Below are 11,283 nucleotides of genomic sequence, written 5' to 3'. Positions count from 1 at the left end.
GAGTTGTTTGCATGCCCAAAGCGCCCCTCTCTCCCGACCCCAACGCCCAGCACCGCGCAGTCGATGACAAGCGCTTCGCTGTCGATCACTTCCAAGCTGCTGCACCTGGCCGATGGTTTTCAGACCGCGACCGGCGCGCGTATAGCTGCACTGAGGCATGAACGGTTGAAGCGGTTTCTCGCTGAGTTTATGGACGAGGCTGGGCCTGAATGACGCGAAAAGGCTCCACCGCGCTGTCGTCAAACCTCTGTAGGAGGGTCCGCCACGTCTTCGACGCCGCGCTGTCGCGCAGCAAACTGGGTGGCACTTTGTGTGGTTTGAGGTTGCAGGTGTCAGGACTGAAGCCTTCCCGAATGAATTCGGTCCCACATTTTGGCGCTGCACAGATTTCTGTAGGAGCTGCCGAAGGCTGCGGTTAGTCCGAAGGACCTTCGCCAACACGCTGGCTACAGATGGTCGCCTGCCTGTAGATCACCCGTGAATTGAATATCAAATTGCGGAAAGAGGCCCCATGAAACCATGCGGCCGAACGCTCCTATAATGGTTCGTGTTTGCTGCGCGACAGCGCGGCGTCGAAGACGCGGCGGCATCTGCTGCAGACCTTATTGCTCAAACAAAAACGAACACCCGGTGAAGGCCGGGCGCCGAGGGAACAGGCTGCGATGGCGATTACTTTGTATTGGGCCGCAAGTATCGCCGAAAAACTGATGCCGTTCTGACTACTCAGCCTACTCAGCGCAACGGCCGAAAAAGCGCCCTGATCTCTTGCGCCAGCGCTTGCGGTTGTTCCATGGCCGCGAAGTGCCCGCCGTGTTCCATTTCGGTCCAGCGTTGCAGGTTGAAGCTGCGTTCAACCCAAGAGCGCGGTGGCATGGGCAGTTCGCCGGGAAAGTGTGCGACCCCCAGCGGCGGCAGTACCCGCTGACCGGCGCTGAAGTGCACCGGCCGTTTGCGGCTTTCCAGGTACAGGCGGAACGATGAACCCATGGTCCCGGTAAACCAGTAAATCGAGACATTGGTCAGCAGCGCGTCCAGAGAAATCGCCTGTTCAAGCTCACCGCCGCAGTCGCTCCAGGCCTGGAATTTTTCGACAATCCAAGCGGCCAATCCCGCCGGAGAGTCATTCAAGCCAAACGCCAGCGTCTGGGGTTTGGTGCCCTGAATCTTGGCGTAGGCGCCCTCTTGCTCCGCCCACGCAGCGGCCTTGTCGAGAAAACCTTGCTCCTCGTCCGACAGCGGCGGTTGATCAGGCCCCAAGGGCGGACGGTAGGAACCCGGCAAGTAATTCAAGTGCAGCCCTTTGACTCGCTCGGGATAACGGTACGCCAGCCAGGTCGAAACACTGGAGCCCCAATCACCGCCCTGCGCGCCGAATTGCTCGTAACCCAAGCCGCGCATCAACTCGGCCCACAACCCGGCGATTTCAAACGGGCCGGTGCCTTTGGTCGAGGGTGCCGGGGAAAAGCCGTAGCCGGGCAACGACGGTACGACCACGTGAAATGCATCCTGCGGATCACCGCCATAACGCGCAGGGTCCGCCAACAATGGAATGATGGCCTCCATTTCGACAAACGAACCCGGCCAGCCGTGGGTCAAGATTAACGGCAACGGTGCCGGTCCAGTGCCAAGTTGGTGAACGAAGTGGATCGGCTGGCTGCCCACCTGCGCGATGAATTGCGGCAGCGTGTTGAGCCTCGACTCCTGCGCTCGCCAATCGAATTCGGTGCGCCAGTGATCAACCAGACGCCTCAAAAACTCGCTGTCGGTGCCTTCACTCCATCCCGCGTCATCGATGCCGGCCATCCACCGCGTCCGGGAAAGTCGGGCGTTCAGGTCGGTTAGCGCCTCATCACTGATGGCGATGTTGAATGGATGAATGTTCATGAGGCGTGGCTCCTTTATCCGTGTGAGGGAAATTTATCCGGGATGTACTACATGATCGACAGCACCGCACGTCTTATTCTGTAAAGCCGATGCACCCGTACGCCGATGCACGGTATTTTCGACGGATCAGATGGCATAACCAGTGCTTTTTCATCACGGCGCCTGACCGTACAATCACCGATCGAAACGCGCCGCCAGGCCCATCCGAGCCGTCAGACTTTGGCACACACGCTTCTCATGACGAGAAAAAATCCGCCCGCCACCGAGTGAAACGATGTCCAGCCCTTACCTTGCGCCAGTGACCTTGGCCTTGTTGATCACCGTCGGCGGGATGCTGGCGGGCTGCAACAAATCTGCCCCCGCCCCAAGCGTCTCAGCCCATGATGCCGTTGCCGTGGACGTTGCCCTCGCCACGCTTTCCGACAAGGCCAGCGTCACGGTGTTGACCGGGCGTCTAGAAGCGTATCGGACGGCGCAAGTGCGGGCGCGGGTTGCGGGGATCATCGAGAAGCGCACCTACACCGAAGGCGAAGACGTCAAAGCCGGCGCGCTGCTGTTCCGTATCGACCCTGCGCAGTTGATTGCGAATCTACAGGAGGTAGAGGCGGAATTGGCTCAGGCGAAGGTCGCCACCGAGGCCGTCTCGGACATCGCCAAACGCTCAAAACAATTGGTGGCCATCGACTCCATCAGCGTTCAGCAGTACCGCAAAGACCTGTTTGCCGAAAAAGTGGCCCGGGCTGCCGAGCAATCGTTGGCGGCCAAGGTTCGCAGCGCCCAGTTGCAGAAAACCTACGCCAGTGTCACCGCGCCCATTTCCGGACGCGCGCGCAGGGCCTTGGTCAGCGAAGGAGCGATGGTAGGTCAGGACGAAGGCACGGCGTTGACCACCATCGAACAGATCGACCCGATTTACGTGAATTTTTCCCAGCCCACCAACGACTTTCTGGCCCTGCAGAACAGCAACACGAGCGGCTTAAAAGCGTCCGCCACGATGCCGATCAATTTGAAGCTGGGCAACGGTCACCGCTATGCCCATTCAGGCACATTGCTGTTTTCCGACACGGCGGTCGACCCACAAACCGACACCGTGGCCATGCGCGCGGTGTTCAACAACCCGGATCATTTACTGCTGCCAGGCATGTACGTGCAAGTGGAATTCCACGCGCCCGACGCCGGCCCGACGGTGCTGATTGCGCAACAAGCCCTGACCCGCACCCGCGCAGGGGCGTACGTCATGGTTGAAGACAACGGTCATGCACGGCAAGTCAGCGTCCATGCAGACAGCCTGGAAGGCAAACAATGGCGGGTGACGTCCGGCCTTTCCGGGGGTGAGCGGGTGATTCTTGACGGCAGCGCCTTGGCCGATGGTCAGGCGGTGGCGGTTAAACCCTCGACGAGCACCAGCGCCGTCGCCGAGAGCCAATAAGGGAACCCATGTCCGCCTATTTTATTGCCCGCCCCGTGATGGCGTGGGTGATCGCGATTTTGATTCTGCTCGGCGGCGGTTTTGCCGCGACCCGGTTGTCGGTGGAGCAATACCCCAACGTTGCGCCGCCCCGCGTCAGCATCGAAGCGTCGTATCCGGGCGCGTCGCCGCAAGTCGCCGAACGCACCGTGACCGCCGTCATTGAACGCGAACTCAATGGCATCGCCGGGCTGCTTTACTTCACGTCCACCAGCGCCGAAGGCCGTGCCGAGATCAATCTGTCATTCGAAACCGGGACTGACACCAAGTTGGCCGCCATCGATGTGCAGAACCGGATCAAACGGGTTGAAGAACGGTTACCAGAAAGCGTTCGCCGCCAAGGTTTGAAGGTGGAACAGAGCGGCGAGAACCAGCTGTTGTTCGTCACCCTGACTGCCGACAACCCCAGCGTCGACGATATCCAGCTCGGCGATTTCGCCACCAGCATCATTCGTCCGGCCTTGTTGCGAGTACCCGGTGTCGGTGAAGTGGGGGTCTACAGCCCTGAATACGCCATGCGCATCTGGGCCGACGTCCATAAACTCACGGCCATGGGCGTCACCACCCAAGACCTGATCAGTGCAATCACCTTGCAAAACCAGCGCATCACCTTGGGTTCAATCGGTACCCTGCCCGCTACGCCAGGCACGCCGATCACTGCGCCGTTGGCGGTGGAAGAAGACCTCGACACCCCGCAAGCTTTTGGCGACATTTCGCTGCGGGTCAACAGCGACGGCTCAGCCCTGCGCGTGGCCGACGTCGCCCGGGTCGAACTCGGCGGCAACAATTACAACTACCCAGCGTTCGTCAACGGCAAGTACTGCGGCGCCATCTCGGTCAGATTGGCCACCGGCGCCAACGCCCTGAGCACCGCCGAGGCAATCAAAAGCAAGCTTGATGAGATGTCCGCGCAGTTTCCCCCAGGCGTGCGTTACCAGACCGCGTTCGACACCTCGACCTTCGTCAAACTGTCCATCGCCAAGGTCGGCTACACCCTGATCGAAGCCATGGTGTTGGTGTTTCTGGTGATGTGGCTGTTCCTGCGCAGTTGGCGCGCCACGCTGATACCAAGCCTGGTGGTGCCCATCGCCTTGGCCGGAACCTGCGGCGTGATGTACGCCTTGGGGTTTTCGATCAACGTGCTGACGCTGTTCGGCATGGTGCTGGCCATCGGCATTTTGGTGGATGACGCCATCGTGGTGGTGGAGAACGTCGAGCGGATCATGCACGAGGAAGGCCTGCCCCCTCGGGAAGCGACGCTCAAGGCCATGCAGCAGATCAGCGGCGCCATCGTCGCCATCACCCTGGTGTTGACCGCCGTGTTTATTCCCATGGCCCTTTTTCAAGGCGCCGTGGGAGAAATCTACCGCCAATTCTCAGTGGCACTGGCGGTGCCGATGGCCTTGTCGGCGTTCCTCGCGCTGACGTTTACCCCGGCGCTGTGTGCCTCGCTGCTCAAGCCGGTCAAACACACGCCAATCCCGGATCGCCTGACCCGTCGCAGCATGGCGTTAGCCGGCGCTTATTTGCGCGGGCTGGACAGTTTTCTCAGCCGCCCGAAACGTTTCATGCTGCTGTACGTCGGACTGCTCGGGCTGGTGGCCTTGCTGTTTTGGCAGTTGCCCGGCGCGTTTTTACCCAGCGAAGACAAGGGCAATTTTGCCACCGTAATCATGCTGCCCACCGGTTCTACCCAGGCCGACACCCGTGAGGTGGTGGATGAAGTGCAAGACTACCTGCGCACCGATTCGAGCATCGACAGCCTGTTTGCGATGCAGGGTTTCAGCTACTTCGGCGAAGGGCAGAACACCGCCATGATCTGGCCATCCTTGACCGACTGGTCGCTGCGCAAACAGCCCGAGCAACAGATCAATGCGATTCTGGCGCGCCTCAACCAACGCTTTGCCCATGGCACCGAGGCTCATCCGAAAGCCTTGGTCAAAGCCCTCAATACTCCGCCACTGCCGTCCATGGGCCGTAGCGAAGGGATTGATTTGCGTCTGCAAGACCGCGCCGGCCTCGGTCACGATGCGTTGATGGACGCCAAGGATCGACTGTTGGCCTTGGCCGCGAAAAATCCGGTGCTGGCAGACGTTTCCTTTTCCGGTCAAAGCGATTCGCCGCAACTGCGGGTCTCCATTGACCGCCTTAAGGCCCAGAGCATGGGCGTGCCGTTAGACGAGATTAACCAGACCTTGGCGACGCTGTATGGCTCTCAATACCTGGGGGATTTCATCTACAAAAACCAAGTGAAGCAAATCTTGGTGCAGGCAGAAAGCAAGGACCGTCAGTTGTCGGACAGCTTGCTCCAGGCCCGAGTGCGCAACACTCATGGCGACATGGTGCCGCTGGGTACGTTCGTCAGCATGCGCTGGAGCGTGGGCGCGCTGGAAATCGACAACTTCAACGGCTTCCCGGCCTTGTCGATCAGTGGCACCCCCGCGCCGGGCTACAGCACGACACAGGCGATGGACGCGTTGGCAGGTCTGGTGACTCAATTACCGGTGGGCTTTGGCTATGAGTGGGCCGGCCAGTCGTATCAGGAACGGGTCTCCGGCAATCAGATGCCGTTGCTGTTCGGGCTGTCGATTCTGGTGATTTTCTTGTGCCTGGCGGCGCTGTACGAAAGCTGGTCGATGCCTTTGGCGGTGATTCTCGCCATCCCGCTTGGGGTCATCGGCGCGCTGCTGGCGACGACGTTACGCGGCTTACCCGACGACCTGTACTTCAAGGTCGGCATGATCACCATCATTGGACTGTCAGCCAAGAATGCGATTTTGATCATTGAAGTGGCGCAAACCCTACACCAACAAGGGGCTTCGATTCGTCAGGCGGTGCTCGACGCCGCCCGCATGCGCTTGCGCCCTATCGTGATGACCTCGCTGGCGTTCATGTTCGGGGTATTGCCACTGATGTTGGCCTCCGGCCCCGGCTCGGCCAGCCAACGCGCCATCGGCACCAGTGTGTTTGGCGGCATGCTATCCGCCACGGTGCTGACGCTGTTCTTCGTACCCTTGCTGTACAGCCTGGTGGTCTATGTCCGAGAATTCAGGCGCACCCCGAAAACCGTTATTTCGCCCAGCCAAATCCTGCCGAAAAACGTGCCTTGAGGTAGCCGACAAACGCACTCACCGCCTTGGGGACTTGAGCGGAATAAGGCCGCACCAGGTTGATCTCCTCGGGGAAGGCCCCGGTCAACTTCCACTTCGGCAGCACCTGGATCAATCGACCGTCGATTAGCCCGGCTTGAGCGCTGAAATCTGGTAGCAACGCGATACCCAGATGGGTCAGCGCCGCATCGCGCAAGGCCTCGCTGTTGTTGGTGGCAAACGAGCCGGTGATCGGCACGGTCAAGCGATTGCGTTCTGCCTGTTTGCGCACCGGCGCTTCAAAGGTCCAGGCCGGTACATCAGCGCCGCGAGGATAGTACAGGCAGTTATGACGAAGAAGGTCTTCGGGGTGCTGAGGATTGCCGAACCGTTCGAGGTAAGCCTGGGTCGCGACCAATACCGAATGGGTCGCGCACAGCTTCCAGGCAACGTGGGTGTCGGGGATTTGATGGCTGTGCCGAATCGCCAGGTCGTAGCCTTCTGACGCAATGGAGCTAATGTGGTCGGAAACGTCCAGTTGCACCCGAACTTCGGGAAGCTCGGCGAGAAACTCTGCCAGATGCGGCACCAGTTGCTGACGGGCGAACGCTACGGGGGCAGTCAACCGCAACAAACCACGGGCGACACCCGCTGAGTCGCGCACCTCAGAAAAGCTGCGAGCAATCTGCTCGTAGGCGCCACCGACGTCCCGCACCAACGCCAGCCCCGCGTCGGTCAACCGCACGCTGCGGGTGGTGCGTTGGACGAGGCTCATGCCCATGACTTTTTCCAGCTCGACGATACGTTGGCTGACCGCTGATTTGCTGACACCCAAGCGGATCGCCGCAGCGGTATAGGTGCCCTGCTCGGCTAAAACCGACAACCAGTACACGTGGGTCCACAGACCTTCAATCTCAGCTTTTTGCACCGTTGATTGTTCTCATTTCAAAACAATGAATTCGATATTTGCGCCTCGCGCCGCACAAAGTAAAGGCTTAACGTAGCGTTCATTAGCCCTTGAACGAGATAAACGACATGCCATTGATCAGAATCGACATCGTAGAAGGCCGCAGCGACGCGCAAGTCAAAACCCTGCTAGACGCCGCGCACCGGGCGATGGTCGAAGCGTTCGAAGTGCCTGAGCGCGACCGTTACCAGATCGTCAACGAACACCCTGCCAGCCGCATGATCGTCGAAGACACCGGCCTGGATATCCCACGAACGCGTAACGTCGTGTTGTTCAGCGTCACCAGCCGACCGCGCAGTGAAGCGTCCAAGGTCAAATTCTATGACCTGCTGTGCCGAGAACTGCACACCCACTGCGGTATCGACCCCAGCGACGTGATGATTTCCATCGTCATCAACAGTGATTCGGATTGGAGTTTCGGCCACGGGCGTGCGCAGTTTCTGACCGGCGAACTGTAGCCGCAAGCTAATAGCGGAAGCTTTGGTTCTGAGTATTCGAAATTGCTATCTTTGGTTTGACGGTATTCGGCAGGAGCGACGTTATCCGGTCCCACCGGGATCTGCGTTTGCCGGTGATGGGGTCGATCAGTCGGGCAATACGGCGCTCCGTTTTCAGTATTTTTTATTCGATCAAACACGAACCATGGCCCATGCCATCACCGTCCTGCCATTGATAGCCTTGCCGCCGCGCTTATGATGCATCCAGAAGTCTGTCGAGCCGTGTCGACAGCCTCGCGATAACCTTTCTCTGCGAGCGCGACCATGACCCAAGCAAGAACGCTATACGACAAGCACATCGACTCGCATACCGTGTGCAATCTCGATGATCAAGGGCATGTTTTGCTCTATATCGACCGCCAGGTCATCAACGAGTACACCAGCCCGCAAGCCTTCAGCGGTTTGCGTGAGGCCGGCCGTGACGTGTGGCGTCCGTCGACCGCGTTGGCCGTGGTCGATCATGTAAACCCTACCGCACCGATACGTGTAGCCGCCATGGCTGACGAAGGAGGGGCGTTGCAGGTGTCCTACCTGGAGCAGAACTGCGAAAAATTCGGCATTGAGTTATTCGACGTCCTCGATAAGCGCCAAGGCATCGAACACGTGATCGCCCCCGAACAGGGTTTTATCTTGCCGGGCATGGTCATCGCGGCGGGCGACAGCCATACCACCACCTATGGCGCATTGGGGGCTTTTGGGTTCGGCATCGGTACGTCCGAAATCGAGCATCTGTTGGCCTCACAGACCCTGGTCTACAAACGCCTGAAAAGTATGCGTGTGACCGTCGATGGCACCCTCGCCTCCGGCATCACCTCCAAAGACGTGATCATGGCGCTCATCGGTAAAATCGGTGCGTCAGGTGCCACCGGTTACGCCATCGAATTCGCCGGTTCGACCATTGATGCCCTGAGCGTCGAAGCGCGGATGACCATTTGCAACATGGCGGTCGAAGCCGGCGCGCGCGGTGCGTTCATGGCGCCCGACGACAAAGTGTTTGATTACCTCAAGAGCAAACCCCGGGCGCCGAAAGGCGAGTTATGGGGCCGTGCGGTCGCCACGTGGCGCCAATTGCACACCGACCTCGGCGCTCATTTCGACAGCGAAATCCATCTGAACTCCAATGACCTCGAACCCATGGTGACGTGGGGCACCAGCCCGGATCAGGCTGCCGCCATCGGTTCCACGGTGCCGGACCCGCTAGCCATCAGCGACCTTATTTTGCGTCAGGACATGGTCCGCGCCCTGAAGTACATGGGCCTGGAAGCGGGCATGCCGCTAAGCGACATCGTCATCAGCCATGCGTTTATCGGCTCCTGCACCAACGCACGGATCGAAGACCTGCGCGATGCCGCCAGTGTGGTACGCGGCAAGCGCGTCGCCGATCACGTTCGGGCGATGATCGTTCCGGGGTCGACGGCGGTGCGCGATCAAGCTGAAGCCGAAGGGTTGGCCGCCATTTTCATCGAGGCCGGTTTCGAGTGGCGTCAGTCGGGTTGCTCCATGTGCCTGGCGATGAACGATGACGTGCTTGCCTCAGGCGACCGTTGCGCGTCCAGCACCAACCGCAACTTCGAAGGCCGGCAAGGCGCGGGCGCACGAACGCACTTGATGAGCCCAGCCATGGTGGCCGCAGCGGCCATCACCGGAAGATTGACTGACGTGCGCCGCTTCAACGGCCGCGTTTGAGGAGATGAACATGCAACCGTTTACCACTGTCAGCGGCATCGCAGCGCCGATGCTCGCGGCCAACATCGACACCGACGTGATCATGCCCAAGCAGTTCCTCAAGGGCATCGACCGGAATGGATTGGATCGCGGTTTGTTTTTCGACCTGCGCTTTCTAGTCTCAGGCGAACCCAACCCGGAATTTATCCTTAATCAAGCGCCTTGGCAGGGTGCTAAATTCATGGTCACCGGGCCGAATTTCGGTTGCGGTTCCAGCCGTGAACACGCGGTATGGGGCCTGAAGCAGAGGGGCATTCGGGCGCTGATCGGCAGCAGCTTCGCCGGGATTTTTTACGACAACTGCCAGCGCAACGGGGTGCTGATTATCTCGTTGGAAGAAGCGCAAGTTCAGGCGTTGGGTCGCACGGTCAGTCAGGCCCAGGGCGCTCACATCGAAGTCGATCTGGACGCTCAGGAAATTCGCCTGCACGGTGGCAGCGTCATGCCCTTCCAGATCGATACCTTGCGCAAGGAAGCGTTGCTACTGGGGCTGGACGCCATCGGCAGCACCCTGCAACGCAGCGCGCAGATTCGTGAATTCGAACAGCGGCATCTGCACGCCAATCCTTGGCTGAACTAAGGCTTAAAGCGACAACTGATGGAAGTGATGCTGGAGGAACTCGACGCAAGCGCGCAGCTTGCCCGAGTTCGCCAGCCGATTCGGGTAAACCGCCCAGACATTGGCGCTCTGGGTGTAGTCATTTAGCACCTGCACCAAACGACCCTGCTCCAGCAGCGGTCGCACGTCCCACAATGAACGCAGCAAAACCCCACGCCCATCCAGTGCCCACTGCAAAACAATCTCCCCGCTGTTGGACGACAACGGCCCACTGACGTGCACGCTTTCGTGACCGCTTTCGCGCTCCAGTTGCCAATGGCCGAACGCGTTGTCGCGCTCTTTCAGCACCAAGCAATCGTGGCCCTCGAGATCGGACAGCGTCTGCGGGATGCCGCGTCGTTTCAAGTAGTCGGGCGCAGCGCAGAGCACCCGGCGATTGGTGATCAAACGGCGACCAATGTGTTGGCCAGGGATGTCATCGCCGACCCGAATCTCCAGGTCGAAACCTTCGCTTACGATGTCCACCACGCGGTCGAACAGGTCCAGACGAATTTCCAGTTGTGGATAAAGTTCGGCCAGCTGCGAAATGGCCGGCGCCACGTGGTTACGGCCAAAACCAAAGCTGCTGCACAAGTGCAAACGACCGCGTGGCTCGGCATGGGCTTCGGACAACTCGTCATGCAGTAACTGGAAGTCTTCAAGAATCCGCACGGCCCACCGCTGCACACGCTCGCCGTCTTCGGTCAACGAAACGCGACGGCTGGTGCGGTGCAACAGGCGTGTCGCCAGGGTGCTTTCAAGAATCTGAATGCGCTTGCTGACATACGCCGGTGACAAGCCCAGCTCATCGGCGGCGGCGGCGAAACCGGCTTTGCGAATGACGGTCAGGAACACCCGTAAGTCTTCCGGCAACGGTGCGGCTTCTTTTTTAGCGTTCATGCAGCTTCTTTTATGAGAGGTCGAGGCGCGGGTGGCAAGGATAGCACCGGACCGCACGCCGGCTGGTCGCGACGCCCGACGCCGCTTATGTATAAACGATCTAAAAATATAGATTTAGGTTCTTTTGCGGAATAACCCTGAGGCTTTATAACTAG

Annotated in this window: 9 protein-coding genes and 1 pseudogene; 7 read left to right on the top strand and 3 right to left on the bottom strand. The window is 59.6% G+C overall.

Features of this window, described 5'->3' with window-relative positions; all coding sequences use genetic code 11:
- Nucleotides 1-35: 35 nt before the first annotated feature.
- Both RHM65_RS14435 and RHM65_RS14430 read left to right on the top strand, forming a co-directional pair.
- Nucleotides 36-213 (top strand): annotated as a pseudogene (locus RHM65_RS14435) (phosphohydrolase); the annotation flags it as partial.
- Between the two features lie 338 nt (nucleotides 214-551).
- Nucleotides 552-719, top strand: coding sequence for a hypothetical protein (locus RHM65_RS14430; RefSeq protein ID WP_322165291.1), 168 nt, complete (start codon nucleotides 552-554; stop codon nucleotides 717-719).
- 13 nt (nucleotides 720-732) lie between these two features.
- On the opposite strand, the gene RHM65_RS14425 is transcribed toward RHM65_RS14430, so the two are convergent.
- On the bottom strand, nucleotides 733-1,884 hold the full coding sequence (locus tag RHM65_RS14425) for an epoxide hydrolase (protein ID WP_322165292.1): 1,152 nt from the start codon (nucleotides 1,882-1,884) through the stop codon (nucleotides 733-735).
- 274 nt (nucleotides 1,885-2,158) lie between these two features.
- Here RHM65_RS14425 and RHM65_RS14420 point away from each other — a divergent pair, with 274 nt between their 5' ends.
- Both RHM65_RS14420 and RHM65_RS14415 read left to right on the top strand, forming a co-directional pair.
- Complete coding sequence (locus tag RHM65_RS14420) at nucleotides 2,159-3,313, top strand: efflux RND transporter periplasmic adaptor subunit (RefSeq protein ID WP_322165294.1); 1,155 nt, start codon at nucleotides 2,159-2,161, stop codon at nucleotides 3,311-3,313.
- Nucleotides 3,314-3,321: 8 nt separating this feature from the next.
- Nucleotides 3,322-6,462 (top strand): multidrug efflux RND transporter permease subunit, encoded by a 3,141-nt coding sequence (locus RHM65_RS14415; protein ID WP_322165295.1) that lies wholly within the window; start codon nucleotides 3,322-3,324, stop codon nucleotides 6,460-6,462.
- On the opposite strand, the gene RHM65_RS14410 is transcribed toward RHM65_RS14415, so the two are convergent.
- Nucleotides 6,422-7,369 carry a LysR family transcriptional regulator gene (locus tag RHM65_RS14410; RefSeq protein ID WP_322165297.1) on the bottom strand — a complete coding sequence of 316 codons (948 nt, stop codon included), beginning with the start codon at nucleotides 7,367-7,369 and terminating at the stop codon, nucleotides 6,422-6,424. The two genes, RHM65_RS14415 and RHM65_RS14410, sit on opposite strands and share 41 nt — an antisense overlap.
- 107 nt (nucleotides 7,370-7,476) lie before the next feature.
- Between RHM65_RS14410 and RHM65_RS14405 the strand changes: the two genes are divergently transcribed.
- The 3 genes from RHM65_RS14405 to leuD all read left to right on the top strand — a co-directional run bounded on the left by RHM65_RS14405 (nucleotide 7,477) and on the right by leuD (nucleotide 10,210).
- Complete coding sequence (locus RHM65_RS14405) at nucleotides 7,477-7,866, top strand: tautomerase family protein (RefSeq protein ID WP_322165298.1); 390 nt, start codon at nucleotides 7,477-7,479, stop codon at nucleotides 7,864-7,866.
- Between the two features lie 303 nt (nucleotides 7,867-8,169).
- On the top strand, nucleotides 8,170-9,591 hold the full coding sequence (gene leuC / locus RHM65_RS14400; protein WP_322165299.1) for a 3-isopropylmalate dehydratase large subunit: 1,422 nt from the start codon (nucleotides 8,170-8,172) through the stop codon (nucleotides 9,589-9,591).
- Between the two features lie 4 nt (nucleotides 9,592-9,595).
- Nucleotides 9,596-10,210, top strand: coding sequence for a 3-isopropylmalate dehydratase small subunit (leuD, locus tag RHM65_RS14395; protein ID WP_322183692.1), 615 nt, complete (start codon nucleotides 9,596-9,598; stop codon nucleotides 10,208-10,210).
- A gap of 3 nt (nucleotides 10,211-10,213) precedes the next feature.
- Here leuD and RHM65_RS14390 read toward each other — a convergent pair whose 3' ends face one another.
- Nucleotides 10,214-11,128, bottom strand: a complete 915-nt coding sequence (locus RHM65_RS14390; protein WP_322183690.1) for a LysR substrate-binding domain-containing protein — start codon at nucleotides 11,126-11,128, stop codon at nucleotides 10,214-10,216.
- Nucleotides 11,129-11,283: the final 155 nt, after the last annotated feature.

It is taken from the genome of Pseudomonas sp. CCI4.2 (genome assembly GCF_034350045.1).
In the GTDB taxonomy this organism is placed as follows: domain Bacteria; phylum Pseudomonadota; class Gammaproteobacteria; order Pseudomonadales; family Pseudomonadaceae; genus Aquipseudomonas.
This window is presented reverse-complemented; position numbering and strand designations above follow the sequence as displayed.

Excerpts from the sequence above, each read along its gene's own strand:
- RHM65_RS14415 (WP_322165295.1), top strand. The coding sequence starts at position 3,322 with ATGTCCGCCTATTTTATTGCCCGCCCCGTGATGGCGTGGGTGATCGCG.
- leuC (WP_322165299.1), top strand. The coding sequence starts at position 8,170 with ATGACCCAAGCAAGAACGCTATACGACAAGCACATCGACTCGCATACC.
- leuD (WP_322183692.1), top strand. The coding sequence starts at position 9,596 with ATGAACATGCAACCGTTTACCACTGTCAGCGGCATCGCAGCGCCGATG.
- RHM65_RS14420 (WP_322165294.1), top strand. The coding sequence starts at position 2,159 with ATGTCCAGCCCTTACCTTGCGCCAGTGACCTTGGCCTTGTTGATCACC.
- RHM65_RS14425 (WP_322165292.1), bottom strand. The coding sequence starts at position 1,884 with ATGAACATTCATCCATTCAACATCGCCATCAGTGATGAGGCGCTAACC.
- RHM65_RS14405 (WP_322165298.1), top strand. The coding sequence starts at position 7,477 with ATGCCATTGATCAGAATCGACATCGTAGAAGGCCGCAGCGACGCGCAA.
- RHM65_RS14390 (WP_322183690.1), bottom strand. The coding sequence starts at position 11,128 with ATGAACGCTAAAAAAGAAGCCGCACCGTTGCCGGAAGACTTACGGGTG.